This is a genomic window from Neobacillus sp. FSL H8-0543 (genome assembly GCF_038592905.1).
GTDB lineage: Bacteria > Bacillota > Bacilli > Bacillales > Cytobacillaceae > Neobacillus.
This window is the reverse complement of sequence record NZ_CP151943.1, coordinates 1,833,237-1,850,883: the sequence shown is the minus strand read 5'-3', so window position 1 is coordinate 1,850,883 and position 17,647 is coordinate 1,833,237. Positions and strand designations below refer to the sequence as shown.

Annotated in this window: 14 protein-coding genes; 12 read left to right on the top strand and 2 right to left on the bottom strand. The window is 38.7% G+C overall.

The features are described 5' to 3' along the window. The first annotated feature begins 89 nt into the window (after window positions 1–89). The 12 genes from NSS81_RS09340 to NSS81_RS09285 all read left to right on the top strand — a co-directional run bounded on the left by NSS81_RS09340 (window position 90) and on the right by NSS81_RS09285 (window position 15,075). Window positions 90–1,772: a trehalase family glycosidase gene (locus NSS81_RS09340; protein ID WP_342433225.1), complete on the top strand. Its 1,683-nt coding sequence runs from the start codon at window positions 90–92 to the stop codon at window positions 1,770–1,772. Continuing rightward, the gene (locus tag NSS81_RS09335; protein ID WP_342433224.1) at window positions 1,773–2,654 is read left to right on the top strand and encodes a DMT family transporter; all 882 of its coding nucleotides are present in this window, start codon (window positions 1,773–1,775) and stop codon (window positions 2,652–2,654) included. A gap of 37 nt (window positions 2,655–2,691) precedes the next feature. Next, window positions 2,692–3,690: a LacI family DNA-binding transcriptional regulator gene (locus tag NSS81_RS09330; protein ID WP_342433223.1), complete on the top strand. Its 999-nt coding sequence runs from the start codon at window positions 2,692–2,694 to the stop codon at window positions 3,688–3,690. Window positions 3,691–3,767: 77 nt separating this feature from the next. Beyond that, entirely contained in the window at window positions 3,768–5,462 is a 1,695-nt protein-coding gene (locus tag NSS81_RS09325; RefSeq protein ID WP_342433222.1) for a sensor histidine kinase, read from the top strand. Between the two features lie 5 nt (window positions 5,463–5,467). Continuing rightward, on the top strand, window positions 5,468–6,610 hold the full coding sequence (locus NSS81_RS09320; protein ID WP_342433221.1) for a response regulator: 1,143 nt from the start codon (window positions 5,468–5,470) through the stop codon (window positions 6,608–6,610). Window positions 6,611–6,753: 143 nt separating this feature from the next. Continuing rightward, a complete protein-coding gene (locus NSS81_RS09315; RefSeq protein ID WP_342433220.1) occupies window positions 6,754–8,019 on the top strand; it encodes a sugar ABC transporter substrate-binding protein in 1,266 nt (421 codons plus the stop codon). A gap of 58 nt (window positions 8,020–8,077) precedes the next feature. Further along, on the top strand, window positions 8,078–8,857 hold the full coding sequence (locus NSS81_RS09310; protein ID WP_342433219.1) for a glucose 1-dehydrogenase: 780 nt from the start codon (window positions 8,078–8,080) through the stop codon (window positions 8,855–8,857). A 59-nt stretch (window positions 8,858–8,916) separates the two neighbouring features. Beyond that, window positions 8,917–10,305: an aminomethyl-transferring glycine dehydrogenase subunit GcvPA gene (gcvPA, locus tag NSS81_RS09305; protein ID WP_342433218.1), complete on the top strand. Its 1,389-nt coding sequence runs from the start codon at window positions 8,917–8,919 to the stop codon at window positions 10,303–10,305. 26 nt (window positions 10,306–10,331) lie between these two features. Then, complete coding sequence (gcvPB, locus tag NSS81_RS09300) at window positions 10,332–11,906, top strand: aminomethyl-transferring glycine dehydrogenase subunit GcvPB (RefSeq protein WP_342433217.1); 1,575 nt, start codon at window positions 10,332–10,334, stop codon at window positions 11,904–11,906. A gap of 40 nt (window positions 11,907–11,946) precedes the next feature. After that, window positions 11,947–13,242, top strand: coding sequence for an extracellular solute-binding protein (locus NSS81_RS09295; RefSeq protein WP_342433216.1), 1,296 nt, complete (start codon window positions 11,947–11,949; stop codon window positions 13,240–13,242). Window positions 13,243–13,423: 181 nt separating this feature from the next. Beyond that, complete coding sequence (locus NSS81_RS09290; protein ID WP_342433985.1) at window positions 13,424–14,245, top strand: sugar ABC transporter permease; 822 nt, start codon at window positions 13,424–13,426, stop codon at window positions 14,243–14,245. Next, window positions 14,245–15,075 carry a carbohydrate ABC transporter permease gene (locus NSS81_RS09285; RefSeq protein ID WP_342433215.1) on the top strand — a complete coding sequence of 277 codons (831 nt, stop codon included), beginning with the start codon at window positions 14,245–14,247 and terminating at the stop codon, window positions 15,073–15,075. Before NSS81_RS09290 ends, NSS81_RS09285 begins: the two co-directional genes overlap by 1 nt. Before the next feature lie 363 nt (window positions 15,076–15,438). Here the strand turns inward: NSS81_RS09285 and NSS81_RS09280 are convergent, their stop codons facing one another. Then, on the bottom strand, window positions 15,439–16,371 hold the full coding sequence (locus tag NSS81_RS09280) for a LytR family transcriptional regulator (protein WP_342433214.1): 933 nt from the start codon (window positions 16,369–16,371) through the stop codon (window positions 15,439–15,441). 533 nt (window positions 16,372–16,904) lie between these two features. Beyond that, window positions 16,905–17,384, bottom strand: coding sequence for a sigma-70 family RNA polymerase sigma factor (locus NSS81_RS09275; RefSeq protein WP_342433213.1), 480 nt, complete (start codon window positions 17,382–17,384; stop codon window positions 16,905–16,907). Window positions 17,385–17,647 lie beyond the last annotated feature (263 nt).

The following is a 17,647-nucleotide window of genomic DNA, read 5'->3' as shown; positions in this document are numbered from 1 at the left end:
TACCATTCTGGATAAAATGTGATAGGCAGGGGAAACCCTGCTTATTTGAAATTATTAAAAAGTTGCAAAGCAGAGTAAAGGAGAAAAGGATGAAATTAGACATTAAAGAAATACCTTTTTCCAGATTTGGATCCTATTTTTGCATCTCACAAGAAAAGGATTCAGAGGAAGTATATATTCGAGACGTTCATGGCGGCGATGATGCCCCATCAAAACTTTTCAAGATAGAACTAGTAAAAGACGGTGTGGAAAGGGAATTTGAAGTACAGGCTTCAGAGGTATCCTTAACCTTCTGTTTAAAAGATGATCCTGAACCTGTTGTGGAAATGATCATCTCTGAGGAAGATGAACTTCATATTGACGTGCAAGATGTAGAATTTAGATTGAGAGCAACAAAGGGAAAGTATGATTCCTTAATGGAATTGGAAGATGGGATGTACGAATACCACATCTATCCTAAGGAATTAAAGGTAATGATTCTGAACCTGACTGGTGACATGTCCGTTGAGGCACCTTGGAATATTATCGGCAATGATTTTATCGATATGCGGATGAGTAATGGACACTTTGTCCTCGAAAGCTATCGAACGGTCTATCAAAAAAAGGAATACCTTCCTTTTAGCCAAGGAAAAGAACAAGTAGAACGGCTTTATAAGGAATGGTTTCAGTCTATGAATCCGGGAAAGACAGAGGCTAAATATCTGCCTTCCTTGGAGAAGGCAGCGTATATTACTTGGTCGAGCATCGTCCATCCTGATGGTGTACTAAAGGATTATGCGATGTATATGTCGAAGCTTTGGATGTATAATATTTGGTCTTGGGATAACTGTTTTAACGCCTTGAATTTAGGGGAAAAGTACCCTGAACTCGCCTATGCCCAATTAAAGATTTTTATGGATACTCAAGATGAGTCTGGTGTCTATCCAGATTTTGTGAATGATAAATTCATCTCGTACAACTGTATTAAGCCCCCTGTTTTTGCATACATTTATGAACAGTTAATGGAAAAAAATGATTACTTTAAGGTTGAGCAACGCTTAAGAACGGTCTATGAGTCTACAAAAAAAGTAATGAACTATTTTGATGACTATCGCACCTATCAGGGCAGGCTGCCACACTATAAACATGGAAATGATTCAGGTTGGGATAATGGATCGTTATTTCATGTCGGAATGCCTGTCGAAGCACCCGACCTGGCTAGTTTCTTCATTCGTACGAATGATATCCTCTCCTCCTTTGCAGAAGCTTTGGGTGAAAATGAGGAAGCGATAAAATTTAAAGAGAAAGCAGACAGCCTGTTTACTCTTCTATTAGAGAGACTTTATGATGAGCAAGGTTTTTACGGACGCGTTGGTAAGAATAGTGAAAAAATAGAGATTCGAACCAGTTTAATTTTGCGTCTTCCAGTCATCATTGGCTATCGATTTAATAAAAGTGTCATGGATTCCTTAGTATCTGACCTTGAAGCAAACTTTGAAACAGCCTATGGCTTAGCTACCGAGAGTTTAACGAGTAATTTATATCAGGAAAATGGGTATTGGCTTGGTCCGATTTGGGCTCCCGTTACGTATCTCTTTATCGATGCGTTAAAAAAGAATGGCTACGTAGAGGCTGGAAATCGCTTGCGTGATAAGTTCCTCGATCTTACCTTAGTGGGGGGGATGGCGGAAAACTTTGATCCGATTAATGGCAAGGGGTTAGTGGATACATCCTTTACCTGGACATCGAGTGTATTTTTATTGCTTTTAAGCGATAAAGTGAGGGGGGATTAAATGCAAAAGTATTTTGGAGAAATTGCGCTGACAATTACAGCGATTATATGGGGCAGCGGATTTGTTGCCAGCGCCATATCCTTGGATCACTTTACACCCTATCAGATCTTGGCAGGGAGATTTTTAATCGGTGCGCTGATATTAAGTATAATTTTCCATAAAAGACTGAAAAATATTAATAAAAGTACTATCATAAAAGGAGCAGTATTGGGGATCTTTTTATATTTGGCCTTTGCGCTGCAAACGGTAGGACTTCAATTTACGACCCCGTCAAAGAATGCCTTTTTAACAGCTGTTAATGTGGTTATTGTTCCTTTTATTGGATTAGTCATCTATAAAAGGAAAATGGATTTATACGAGCTTTCGGGCGCTGTTTTAGCGATGGTTGGTATTGGCGTCTTGTCACTTAAACTATCCGCCGGCATAAATATTGGGGACTTGCTGACACTGGGCTGTGCGTTTGGTTTTGCCTTCCATATCTTCTACACGGCTAAATACGTTCAAGATTCAGACCCGGTTGCTCTAACACTCGTACAAATGGTGACAGCGGCAGTCATCGGAGTGATCGTCGTATTATTTAAAGGGGAAACATCTTTTGTCATGGCAAAGGAAGGTGTGTACTCACTCCTGTACCTAGGGATTTTCTCAACAACGATTGCTTATCTATTGCAAACCTTAGCCCAGAAGATGATCACAGAAACAAAGGCTGCGATCATTCTGTCAACAGAATCGTTTTGGGGAATGGTGTTTTCCATTGCGATTTTGGATGAGGTAATGACCGTCAAAATGGTGGTCGGTGCCATACTCATTCTAAGTGCTATTATCATTTCGGAAACAAAGTTACCATTTTTAAATAAGAAAAAATTAAAAGAAATAACGTAATAGAGAATATAAAAGTAAAAGTAGGTTGGGAGAAATCATGGCCACAATAAAAGATATTGCTAAGCTAGCTAATGTTTCAATCACGACCGTATCACGCGTGTTAAATTATGATGAAACCTTGAATGTACCACCGGAAACAAGAAAAAGAGTGTTTGAAGCTGCAGAGGAATTAGCCTATGTAATCACTCCGAAGAAAAAGGCAAAGAGTAAATGGAAAATAGGGTTATATGATTCTTTCTCTTTAGAGGAGGAATTAGTGGATACCTATTACCTATCGATCAGGGTCGCCTTGGAAAAGAAACTGAAGAGAAAAGGCATTGATTTCTACAGAATCGAAAAGGAAGGCAATGAGGGAAGTATCCGAAAGATTGATGGGATTTTGTGCCTGGGGACTTTCAAAAATAAGGATATTGAAAAGATTAAGAGTTTCGATAAACCTTGTGTCTTCATCGATTCAAATCCGGACGATCAGTATTTTGATTCTGTTATTATCGATTTTAATTCTGCAACAAAAAATGCGCTTAACTACTTAATCGAATTAGGCCATGAAAATATTGGGTTTATTGGCGGTATCGAAACGGATATGTATGGTAATCGATTTAAAGATTTGAGACAGGACGTTTTTGAGAATTATTTAAAAGAAAAGAATATTTTCAAAGAAGAATTAGTGAAAATTGGCGGATACGATCCGAAAGACGGGTATACCCTCTTAAAAGAAATGTTAACTAGCGAACAAAAGCCGACAGCTATATTTGTCGCTAATGATACCATTGCGGTTGGATGCTATAAAGCTGCCTATGAGCTTGGTATAAAAATTCCGGCTGAACTAAGTATTGTTGGTTTTAACGATGTAGCCACCGCTCAATATATGGTTCCACCATTAACAACCGTTAAACTCTATACAGAAATTATGGGAGAAACAGCCGTTGATTTACTGATAGAAAAACTCTCCTCCAAAAGAGAAATCAGCAAAAAAATAACAATAAACACCAAACTAATCGTAAGAGAAAGCGCCACAGTACCTAAAAAGAAATAATGTCATGTGGGGGTGCTGTGACCCCCTCTTTTTTCTTGTACCATATATTATTTTAGGTGAATCGAGTGAGGAGAACTTTGAAAAAACTTTCAGCAAAAATTAAAAACTATTCTTTCCGGAGCATTCGTACGAAAATGGTGTTGTTTTTCCTCATAGTTGCTGTGTTTCCATTATTATTATTTGGATTCCTATCATATGGAAAGTCTTCTGAAATTGTGAACAAACAATTTAATGATTATGAGCAATTTGCTGTTTCTCAACTTGATAAACAAATTGAAAATATATTTGAGCTTATGTATGTCATTTCGAAGGATATTAATCAGTATTTATCGGATCCAACTTTGGTGATATTACAGGAGGAAATCCCTAGAACGTATACAGGGTTTATTGAAATCAAAAACTTTGAAAGATATTTAGAGGCACATAAAACCTATGACACAAAGGGAATCTATTTAATTACCAATACAGGCTATTATTATGGAAATAGTCGCTTAGATATACATAAGCTCTTTCAAAAGCCTTTTTGGAAAGAGATTAATCGCTTAAAACAAGGAGATCACTGGATAGGTTTTTATAATTCTGACCATTATTACACTGGTAATAAAGATGAAAAAATTATCGGACTTGTTTTTCCAATTGAAAGTGATTTTGGGGTATTGAAAGGAAGTAAGCTTTTAATAGAAACAAATGCGGAGGAGCTGTTCTCTTATATTGGTTTTCTAGAAAATAAGCTTCACTCTTCTATCACCCTTAGAAATGGTCAGAACCAGGTGGTCTATAAGACAAAAAAGACACCGAAGGAATTGACATCAGATATTATCTGGAATAACCACTTTGATGCCTATGGATGGGATATCCATGTTCGCATTCCTCAAGAATATTATTATCAATCATCAAATGTGATTTTACGTTATACGATAGCAGCTATTTTATTTTCAATTATACTTGTATCCCTACTGGCAATTGTTTTTTCTGTTCCGCTGACAAAGGGAATTAAAAGTCTAAATTCCTCGATGAAGCGAGTCAGTGAAGGAAACTTAGATACACAGATAGCGGTTACTACTACGGATGAATTAGGAATTTTATCTCAAAGCTTTAATGATATGGTCAATCAAATTAAAGAGTTAATCGAGAAAATCAGCTTGACCGAACGGTTAAAAAGGCAAGCAGAGTTAAAGGCTTTTCATTATCAAATTAACCCTCATTTATTATTTAACACCTTAAACTCAATCCAATGGAAAGCAAGGCTCTTAGGAGCAAAGGAAGTGCAAGAGATGATCTACCATTTAACTGAGGTTCTGCATGAAAATTTAAATTTTGCTGATGAGTTAATTCCGTTAAAAAAGGAACTCCAGACGATCAAGCATTACTTGAAGGTTCAAGAGATACGGTATGGCCAAACATTTGAATATATAGAAATGATTCATTCGGAATGCTTGGACTATTTAATCCCTAGGATGACCCTCCAGCCATTGTTTGAAAATATCTTTTTCCATGCTTTTGAGGATGGTCAAGGAAGAATTGAGCTAGTTGCTAGCGTGAAACCTGAATATCTAGAACTTACCTTAACCGATAATGGCAAAGGAATGAATAAAGAAACGATTGAAAAGCTTCTCAACCCGAAACATCAGGGTGAAAATGGAAGGGGAATCGGTGTTTATAATGTCAATCAACGGGTAAGGCTTCACTTTGGAAATGAGTATGGCTTATCTATCGAATCAGTTGTGGGCATGAAAACAATCTTTAGCATTAAATGGCCAAAAAGGAGATAACGTTAATGATAAAGGTATTAATTGCAGATGATGAACTCATTGTTAGAAAAGGACTAATCTCAACGGTCGACTGGGGGAAATTTGGGATGGAGGTCATTGCTGATGCACCTAACGGGCAAAAAGCTTTGGAGCTCTTTCTACAGCATTCTCCCGAACTAGTAATCACAGATATTGTCATGCCTGAAATGAATGGAATGGAGCTTGCTAGAAACATAAAACAGAATTCCCCAGCTACGAAAATATTATTGCTGAGCTGCCATCGAGACTTCACTTTTGCGCAGGAGGGAATGAATATTGGTGCTTCAGGTTATATTTTGAAAACAGCCTTTGAAGACCAACAATTTGAAGAATACCTTGGACGCATTGAAGCTGAAATTAATCATGCCAATACCCAGAATTCCTATGATTCAACCGAACTATCAAAGGAATTCTATGGATGGTTATGTGACTTTGAAAGTTCCTTTCCCGCGTTAGCAGGGGAGTTGTTTGCTAATGAGTGGAATTGGATGGAAAATCCCTATTATATTTATTTAATTAACGGACTAAATAACAACGAAAATTTTGATAAGAAACTGTCTTGTGGGGAAAAACACTTTGCGAAGATTTCTTGCGGGCAGGATCAAGCGTTTATTTTTATCCAAGAAGGGTCAAAAGCGGATTTTGAACATCTTCTAGTTGAGGCTAGACATATTGATTCCTCTATTCGTTGGAAGGATTATGGCCCAAATCGAGGAATGAAAGAATGGATGGATGGAGTGACAAATCTTTATCGCAGGTTCAAATTTGAAAAACAATTTAAGTTTTCGATGGAGGATTGGCCATTCCCGATTCGCAAGGCTGTTCAAATCATTATCGAGGATTTAGATCAATCTTTTTCATCTAGCTATATTGCAAATGAAGTGGGCTTAAGCCGGAGTCATTTTAGTACTATGTTTAAAAAGACTATTGGGGAAAGCTTTATCACCTTTATGGAAAAGCTGAAAGTCAAAGCTGCGTGTGAACTTCTTGAAAATACTTCCCTTCCTTTACAAGAAATTGGCGAAAAAATAGGCATTCAGGATGGAAAATATTTCAGCAAATGGTTTAAAAAATGTATGGGTAAAACTCCATCAGAATATCGACAAAACAAAAAGCAGAATGTGAGCTAACAAATTTCCCTACCGTTCACAATTTAGGGAAAATTCAAACAAATATACAAAAAGTATAAGCTGATAGTAAGTTCTAGACCGCTTTCATTCAAGTTATAATGAAAGCGGTTTCTACTATTTAATAGGAAAAAGAGGAACTATTAATGAAGAAATTTAGGATCATTTTTCTAGCACTTATTTTACTATTCGTTTTGACTGCCTGTTCAAACAAGCAATCTAGCAGCAGAGCAGATCAAACAGGGAAGGAAGAAAGCGAAAAAATCGTTCTTCGTTTTGCAACCTGGGACTCGGGAGAAGCCTTAAATATTCAAGAGAAAATAGCTAGAAAATTTGAAGAAAAACATCCATTTATAAAGGTGCAGATGGAAGCCTATGGTGATGAATTTGACCAAAAGCTGGCTGCAGCATTTGGTGCGAAAAATCCGCCAGATGTCATGTATATGTGGAATTATCCATCCTATTTTCAATCACTTGAACCCCTTGACAATTTTATTAAAAAAGACCCCACTATTGATTTGAATGATTTTTACCAAGGTCTCTTTAACTATTCGACGATGTATCGAAAACTGTATGGTATGCCAGCCGGTTTTACAACAAGGGTGGTTTATTATAACAAGGATTTATTTGATGCAGCGGGTATTCCCTACCCACAGGATGGATGGACATGGGATGACTTTAAGAGTGTGGCAAAGAAATTATCTAATCCTGCTATGGAGCAGTATGGGTTTGGGGTAAGACCAGAACCAGATACGTATGACCTTCAAGGCATTGTTTGGAGTAATGGCTCAAGCTTCATTAGTGAGGATGGAAAGAAACTCGAAAGCTATATGAATAGCCCAGAAACCATAGAATCGATAGAAATATTTGCAGACATGGTCAAGCAAAAAAGCGCAGTCCTTGTTGGCGGTAAAAATCAACAAAGTGGGGAAGAGGTTTTTGAGGCAGGCAGGATTGCGATGTGGGAAAGCGGAATTTGGCCCTTGGAGGAGTTTAAAAAGGCTAAGGTAAACTTTGGAACAGTAGAAATGCCTGCATTTAAAGGAAAAGAAGTAAGAGGAGTTATTTCTGCTTCGGCGGTTTCAATTGCGAAGGATTCAAAAAATAAAGATTTAGCATGGGAATTTGTGAAATTTTTCTCTTCCCCAGAGGCAATAAAAATGAGAACAGCTGATTTACCTGTTCGCATCAGTATGGTGAAAGATCTGAAAACAGATCAAGACCCATTAATTGGACCATTTTACAAAATGCTAGAAAGATCGAATGCGACACCAGCGTATCTACTGACTAAAAATTGGGATGAAATCAATCGGAATTTATCGTCAGCAATAAATGCCATCCTGCTGGAGCAGGATGCGAAAGAATTATTAAATAATGCCGTTAGCGATTCCGAGAAATATATGGGGCAGTAAAAAAGGGTTTAACGATTTTCTACTATAAATTAAATTAATTTATTCAGGAGGTTTTAAGATGATAACTCAAGATTATTTCGGTTTAGAGGATAAGGTATGTGTGGTAACAGGTGGGGCATCAGGGATTGGACTAGCTACTGCAACACTTTTGGCTGAAATTGGTGCTAAGGTAATTATGGTAGATATTAATCCAGAAAACGGTCAAAAGGCCGTGGCTGAATTACAGAGGAAAGAATATAGTGCGGAATTCTTACGATGTGATGTAAGTAATGGAACCGATTGTATCGCCGTAAGAGATCATATCGAAAAAAATTACGGTACCATCGATGTCCTTTTTAACAATGCAGGTGTTATCAGGAGAAAAACGGTAGTTGATTTAGAGGAGTCTGATTGGGATTTAGTCATTGATGTATCCTTAAAAGGAATTTATCTCCTTTCTAAATATTTAATTCCTCTAATGGCTAGAGGCGGCGGTGGAAGTATCATTAATACGGGCTCTGGATGGGGAATAAAAGGTGGAGACCAGGCAGCTGCTTATTGTGCGGCCAAAGCTGGAGTGGTGAATTTAACAAAGGCAATGGCGATTGACCATGGCCCGCAAAATATCCGTGTGAACTGTATTTGTCCAGGCGATACTGATACTCCGTTATTACGGGATGAAGCGAAGCAATTACAGTTGAAAGAGGATGATTTTTTAGTATCCTCTGCAAAAGGTCGACCGTTAGAAAGACTTGGAACGCCAAGGGATATTGCCAAGGGAGTACTATTCCTTGCAAGTGACTTGTCAGCGTGGGTAACAGGTACAAACTTAATAGTTGATGGCGGCGGTTTAGCCTGATTTTTTGCAAAATTGGAAATTAACCATTAATCTGTTCAAACTACAAGGAGGTAATTTTCATGTCACAAAAGGTACACCCTTATATTCCAAATATGGTGCCAGAAGTACAAGCCCAGATGCTAAAGGTGATCGGCGCCAAATCCATTATGGAACTATACTCTGGTATCCCGGAGGAGCTACAGCTTAAAGAAGATCTAAAACTGCCGCCAGCATTAACGGAGTACGAGCTTAGACGACATATTGAAGGAATTCTAAATAAGAATACAAGTGCAAAGGAATATTTGAATTTCCTAGGAGCTGGCTGCTGGCAGCACTTTATCCCAGCAGTTTGTGATGAAATTAATCAGCGTTCAGAATTTTTAACGGCCTATGCGGGGGAACCGTACGAGGACCATGGACGTTTTCAGGCGCTTTATGAGTATCAAAGTTTACTAGCTGAATTAGTAGATATGGATGTTGTGAATGTTCCAACCTTTGATTGGGGGCAGGCGGCAGCTACATCAATTAGAATGGCAGCCCGTATCACCGGGAGGAAAAAAGTCCTATTAGCCAAAACCGTTGCATCCGAACGAATGAAAATTATCATCAACTACGGAACTCCGGAATTAGAATTTGAATTTGTTCAATTTGATACGAAATCAGGAGCAATGGACTTAGCAGATTTACAAGAAAAATTAACAGAAGATGTTGCGGCCCTATATTTTGAAAATCCATCCTACCTTGGATTTATTGAGGCGCAAGGAACAGAGATTTCTACTCTATTAAAGGCAAACGAAACACTGATGGTAGTTGGGGTTGACCCGATTTCTCTTGGCGTACTTGCACCACCAAGTCATTATGGAGCTGATATTGTTTGTGGAGACCTGCAGCCACTAGGCATGCATATGAATTTCAGTGGCGGTCAGGCAGGCTTCATTGCCTCACATAATGATCTGAAAGTTGTCAATGAGTATCCATCGCGATTGTTTGGTATTGTCCCTACGGTAAAAGAAGGAGAATATGGGTTCGGAGATGTGGCATATGAACGGACTTCATTTGCTCAAAGGGAAAATGGGAAAGAATCTGTTGGAACGCAGACGGCATTATGGGGTATCACAGCCGGGGTCTATTTGGCCTTACTTGGTCCAAATGGGATGCAGGAAGTAGGCCAAACCATTATGCAAAATAGCCAGTATGCTGCTCAAGAATTGAATCAAATTGCTGGTGTAACAGGATCACGTTTACATTCATCATTTTTTAAAGAATTTATCGTTGATTTTAATCAAACCGGCTATTCAGTTGAACAAATTAATCAAGAACTGTTAAAAAAGGAGATTTTCGGTGGAAAAGACCTTTCACTTGAGTTTCCTGAGTTTGGTCAATCAGCATTATTTTGTGTAACCGAGGTTCATACGAAAGAAGATATTGACCAGTTAGTTCAAGCCATTAAGGATATTTTAGCGAAATAATCAATAGAAGAGAGGAGCATTCAGACATGAAAAGGATTCAACGAACAAAAAAGACCCGGGATTTTCACCAAGCAAAATGGAATGAACCGATTATTTTTGAACTCCATCAGCCAGGGGAAAAGGGTGTAGAGCTACCGCCGGTAAATGACAAAATTGCATTAGCCGTAGGAGATGGAACATCGGCCATTCCAGTAGCAATGCAGAGAAGGAGTAAGCCAAATCTCCCTGAAATTGGTCAAGCACGGGTATTAAGACATTATCTAAGACTTTCTCAAGAAACCCTTGGTTCGGATTTTAATGTAGAAATCGGACAAGGAACCTGTACGATGAAGTACATTCCAAGAATAAACGAGTTGTTAGTTCGAGATCCGAAGATGATGGAGCTTCATCCATTACAGAATGAAGATACCGTTCAAGGAATGCTTGAAATTTTCTACAAGCTGGACTTATGTATGAGAGAAATTTCGGGGATGGATTATTTCTCCTTCCAGCCAAGCAGTGGAACACAAGCACTGTTTGCAATGGCATCAATCGTAAGAAAATACCATGAACAAAAAGACGAAGGAGATCAGCGGGATGAAATCATTACGACGATTTTCTCTCACCCATCGCAGGCGGCAACGGCAGCCGTAAAAGGCTATAAAATTATTACCTTGCATCCGGATGAGAATGGCTTTCCTGATATTGAAAAGTTAAAAGCCGTAGTGTCGGAGAGAACAGCAGGATTTGTAGTGGCAAACCCAGAGGATACGGGCATTTTTAATCCGAAAATAAAAGAGTTTACAGATATTGTTCACCAGGCAGGCGGTCTTTGCTTTTACGATCAGGCGAATGCGAATGGCCTCTTAGGAATCACAAGAGCAAAGGAAGCGGGCTTTGATATGTGTTTCTTTAATCTTCACAAAACCTTTGCAGCCCCGCATATGTGCGGGGGACCTGCAACGGGTGCACTTGGTGTGACAGCAGCATTGAAAGAGTTCTTGCCAGCACCAATTGTTGACTATAAGGAGGGTAAATATTCACTTCAGCACGATTTAGAGCATTCAATTGGTAAGGTTCGTTCTTTCCATGGTGTAGCTCAAACAGTATTGCGTGCCTATGCCTGGATTCGTGCCCTTGGAGCAGGCGGCCTTAAGGAAGTAGCAAAAACAGCCGTGTTAAACAATAACTATATGTATCACAAGGTTTTAGCGATTCGTGGGGCAGGTGCACCCTATGTCAAAGGACACCGCCTTGAGCAGGTCCGTTATAGCTGGGAGCAGTTAACAAAGGAAACCGGGGTAACAACAGAGGATATTCAGTTAAGAATGACTGATTTTGGTCTCCATTACTGGACCAGCCACCATCCGTATATCGTGAAACAACCGTTCACCTTAGAGCCCACAGAGTCTTATTCAAAAGAGGATTTAGATGAATATATTAACGCATTAGAGCAAATTTCCAATGAAGCCTATGAAAACCCAGAAATCGTCAAAAGTGCTCCGCATACTAGTACAATACACAAAATTGACGAACAAGATTATTTGGATAATCCAGAGAAGTGGTGCATCACCTGGAGAACTTACCTTAAAAAAACAGAAGCATATGATCTAGTTAACTAGGGAATACGGCGTTTTTTCAAAAAAATTGGGGGTCATAAAAATGAAAAAGTACATGTCAATTATGCTAGTGATGATTCTGCTAATGCTATCCGCTTGTTCCAATAAATCAGCGGGGGATGAGAAGGAAACGGGAGATTCAAAAAATCCAGCAGGGAAGATAACCGTATGGGGCTGGGATGTTGCAGCAGCAACTATGGAAGCAGCAGTTGAGGGGTTTCAGAAGAAGTATCCTGATGTAGAAGTGGTAGTGGAGGATTTTAATAGCTCCGATTTATACGATAAAGTAACAGTTGGCCTGGCAGCACGAGGTTCAGGATTACCAGATGTTGTGTTAATGGAGGATGAACGTATTCCTGGATACTTGCACCAATTTCCTGAGGGATTTGTAAATTTGGACAAGCTTGGGTATGACCAATATAAAGATTCATTCAATCCAGCTAAGGTCGCCGCTGTTCAGAATAAAGACGGGGATTTCATCGCTGCTCCATGGGATATTGGTCCTGCAGGAATGTTCTACCGAGTAGATTTCTTTGAAAAAGCAAAAATTGATCCAAATTCCATTCAAACATGGGATGACTATATTGCAGCAGGGAAGAAAATAAAAGAAGCTACTGGTGCGCAGCTATTACCCATTGATATACCGAGCTATGACGGTGTCTTCCAAATGATGATGCAGCAGCAAGGACTTTCTTATTTTGATAAGGACGGGAAAATCGCACTGCAATCCAAGGAAGCTATCCAAGCCATGGAAGTAATCAAAAAGCTTAATGACGAGGATTTAATCCTAAACAATAAAGGTTGGGATGGAATTGTAACCGCAACTGTAAATGGAAGTGTTGCCACCGTTCCATATGGTGTCTGGTATGCAGGCTCCATCATGGACCAAGCCCCAGATTTAAAAGGAAAATGGGATGTATTTTATCTGCCAAGCTTTGAAGAAGGCGGCGCAAGATATGCGAACGTAGGAGGATCATCTGTGTTGATTCCTTCATCAAGCAAAAATCAATCTGCTGCCTATGCCTTTGTAGAATTCTTTACAACAGATCAAGAATCCCAACTGGTAGGATTTGAAAAGTATGGCCTTTTCCCATCCTTGAAAGAAACGTACAGCGATCCAAAGTTTACTGCTACTAGCGAGTACTTTAATAATAGTCCGATTTTCAAAAAGTTTGCTGATATTGTTGATCAAGTGCCACAAATTAACGTAAACGAAAACTTTGCAAAAGCCAGCAGTCTTATGAGTAATGCACAGGCAGCTATTTTACTTGAAAACAAATCGGTTGAATCCGGATTAAAGGATGCCCAAAAACAATTAGAAAATGAAATAAAAAAATAGACTTTAGAGTGCTAAAGAGCTGAGTGTGCCAACTTTCCTCAGCTCTCTTATTCTAAAATCTATTGAAGTTAGGAAGGTGGATCGGTTGGAGCAAACAGAAAAGGTTGTAAACACCAAAACAAATCTACAAGTTAAAACGAGAACAAGTTTATTAACTCCTAAAAATGTCCCATATGTTTTTATCGCGCCTGCATTTTTACTCATTTTAATTTTTACCGTATATCCTGTGATTTTTTCGTTTATCTTGAGCTTTCAAGAGGTACGTGGTTTGGAGAAATCGTTTGTGGGTTTAGCCAATTATTCACGATTATTCCAAGATCCCGTTTTCTATAAATCTCTTTTAAATACCTTTCAAATACTGATTGTCCAAGTTCCAATCATGCTCTTTCTTTCCTTACTGATTGCAGTGGGGCTCCACTCTTCTATGTTAAAAGGAAAGGCGTTTTTTCGAATCTCTTATTTTATGCCTGCGATCACAGCGCTTGTTGCTGCGTCAATTGTTTTTATGATTCTATTAGATGAGCATTTTGGGCTCGTCAACTATTTATTATCCTTCGTCGGTATTGAACCCATCCCCTGGTTAACAACCCCATTTTGGGCGAAGGTTTCTGTCATCCTTGTTATGACGTGGAGATGGACCGGATATAATATGGTGATTTTTTTAGCTGGTTTACAGAACATTCCATCTGAATTATATGAAGCGGCAAGTATTGATGGAGCAAGTAAAATAAAGCAATTTTTCATGATCACGATCCCTCAATTAAAACCTGTATTTATTTTTACTGTTGTCATGTCAACAATCGGAACCCTCCAGCTATTTGACGAGGCATTCATTTTGACTCAAGGTGGACCTAATAATGCCACGATGACGATTACGCTTTATTTATATGAAGCAGGCTTTAAATTTTTCGACTTTGGTTATGCATCCGCGATTGCTTATGTTCTTGTCATAATAACGGCAATCATTTCATGGGTTCAGATGAAACTGGTAGGTGATGATTAATGATACATTCTAAGAAAATATCCTCAAAAGTAGGGATTTATTGTTTATTAATTGCGGGTGTGGTCTTATCAATTGCACCGTTTTATTGGATGCTCGTTGGTTCAACCCTTCCATCAGGAGAGATATTTCGTTTACCACCTAAACTTCTTCCAGGTGATTACTTAGCAAAGAACTTTCAATCTCTGAATGAGTCATTAGGGTTTGCCAAGATTTTTTGGAATTCATTATTTATTGCCCTTGTTTATACATTGCTTAGTACGCTTATTAGTTCAATGGCTGGGTACGCCTTTGCGAAATTTAAATTTAAGGGAAAGAACCTGCTTTTCTTCATTATATTATGCACATTGATGATTCCTTCTCAGGTGACATTAATTCCTTTGTTTGAAATGATGGTTACCTTTAATTGGTTAAATACCTATCAAGCAATCATTTTACCAACGCTTGCTTCCCCTTTTGCGATTTACTTAATGAGACAGAATATGAAGTCGATTCCAGACTCGATTATTGAGGCTTCCCGAGTGGATGGGGCAGGGGAATTAAAAATATTCTTTACGGTTATTTTTCCTGTAACAAGACCAGCTATGGCTGCCGTTGCTATTTTTTTATTTATGTCCCAATGGAATAGCCTACTCTGGCCGCTTATTACGTTAAATTCAAAAGAAATGTTTACATTGCCGGTTGCATTATCCAGTTTAATCGGAATGGCACGAATCGATTATGGGCAGTTAATGTTAGGAACCACTTTATCTACAATCCCAATCATGATCTTTTTCCTATTGCTGCAAAAGCACTTTATTTCTGGGATTTTAGGTGGAGCGGTAAAAGAATAATAATAAATGAACCCCCCCCATCTTGTAGTTACAGATTAGGAAAAGATTTGGATGTTATCCGATGAAATGGGTCAAAAATATATTTAAGACTCGTCACTAGGATAAAAATTTTCATATTAGGTTTTATATGGAAAAGGATGATATCTTCAAAGGTATCCTCTTTTTTTTACCTTTAGTACGGCAAAAAAGATTCGACCTTTTAGCCGAATCATAAACATATATATATATAGGAAAGGTCTTGATATAAGGAGAAAATAGCTTTCTTCTTCATATAATGATCATAGCCTGTGACTATGAACAAACAATTAATAATTGTGTAAAGTACTATTATTTTTTTATTTTGGATTTCTCTAAATGGCCTGATTATTGTAATTCTAGATGGGTTTTTAATTCACTTTGGACACGAAGCTGTTCTTCTTCTGAAACAATGCCATAGTAAATATCACTGATTAATTGACCTTGTGATTTTATTTCCATCTGTTGAATACTTTTTCCGGCTACTTTATAATTTTTTTGAATATCCACCATTTGGTCAAAGGTTAGATTTGTTTTGATATTGTTGCCAAGGGCGGTGAAAATGCTCGAAAAGTTCGTTAAGCTTGCCACGCTCGCACCTTTTTGAATGACGGCTTGAATAATTTGGCGCTGCCTAGTTTGACGTCCAAAGTCACCGCGGGGGTCTTCGTATCTCATTCTTGAATAATGCAATGCCTCTTCGCCGTCGAGAGTGATTTCACCGAGCGGAAAGTTGACAGTATTACCTACTGAAAAAGCTAAATCGTTCTGAAGGGTTACACCTCCGACTGCATCGACAATTTCCTCAAAACCTTCCATATTAATTTGGACATAATAATCTAACGGAATATCAAGGAAGTTTTGGACTGTTTCCATTGCCATCGGTACGCCGCCAAAGGCATAGGCGTGGTTTATTTTATCATCCGCACCTCTACCGATAATCTCAGTCCGGGTATCCCTAGGAATGCTGAGCATTTTTACTGAATTCGTGTTTGGATTAACCGTTAAAACTATAATCGTATCGGAGCGGCCCTTGTCGCCTTCACGCTCATCTACGCCTAGCATTAAAACGGAAAAGGGCTCTTTTTTCTCCAGGACAACCGGTTCAGCCCGCTTTTTGGACGGTTTCCAATCTATCGGTTCGTGCATCGTCTCCACGGCAGATGTTAATGAATGATAAACAGAATAAGCATAAATCCCAACAGAAGCCACCATAACAAGGAGGGCAATCCCCGTTATCTTAAGCCATCTTCTGCTCTTCTTCTTCTTTTGCACCCGCATCAGTAACTCCTCCAAAAATACAAATTTCTTCGACCTGGGGGACGATTCTCCTGGTTCTATTGGCCATCTGGGAACCGTCCCCTTGTCTCATTTCGTGAAGTAAGAAACTCTTATAAGCTTGATCTAGAGGTGAAAAATAGACGAAATCAGAACGATGTTTTATGTAATTTACACTAAATTCAAAATTTACTATTAATATACCACAACAGTAATTTTCTGTATATGACCATGGAGAAGGGGAAAAAGGTTGCGACACCAGTGGATTCCGTCGAATTATGTATTAGGCAATGTTGCAATGGTAGCAAATAGTCCGTTCAGACTAGTAGTATCCTGAAGAAAAAAAGATAATTTTGGCGAAGTATGGTCTTATTTATCAAATAGGACCATGAAAAAGATGATTACACCAAAGGAATTTAAGGCGATAAAAAAAGAAACAATCATAGCAAATTTAGGGAAAAATGGACCAGAGGAATGGTTCTGGTGGCTCTTTTGGCCTTCTGGATGAGGCAAGTGGAACCATCCCCATGGCTTATTTAATGAAGTGACCCGCGCAATTTTCTTAGGGCACTGCTCCGCCATTGTTTTACAGCGGATAGGGTTACTTTTTCTTTTTCTGCCAGTTGCCTTACCGATATATCGTCAAGACAAGCAGCCACTACCCATTTCGTTTCTTTTTCAGTTAAGTTCTGACAATAAGATAGCAGCAGTTCGGCTTCGAGTGGCTGTTGGGACTCCGAATCCTCGATCGTTTCCCAATATTCCTCCTTTGGAACGATATATCTGTCATTACGCTTATTTTCGCGGAACATCTCCGTTAAGATTTTCCCCTTAATATACGTATAAGCATAATTGGTGAAGTTGCCCTTTCTCTTATCAAATAAGTCCTTCGCCTCCCAAAGTCCAATTAAACCAGTTTGATAAAATTGATCCTGGTTTTTATAAATGTGTAGTGCGCGGATGATCTTATGAATCATCGGCTCATACTGTTTGGCAAATTGCTCAAAGCTTTCCACTTGTGAACCCTTTCGGGACAGCGCGCTTCCGGTTTTTCCTAGGTAGCCTAACCATACCTCGAAAGGTAAGTCTCATCGAATCTCACAAAATCAATTTTGAAGTGAAAAGTCAGCTGAAAAACCGAAATTGGTCTTCAAAAATCAAATTTGGAAGGGAAAATGACATTTTGGGGAAGTAATTGTGCCTCTTTGAGTTTTGGTTTTTGAAACCTTTTTCCAATTTTTACGTAGGTAAGAAAAAGAGAAGGGTTGGGAGAGTCGGT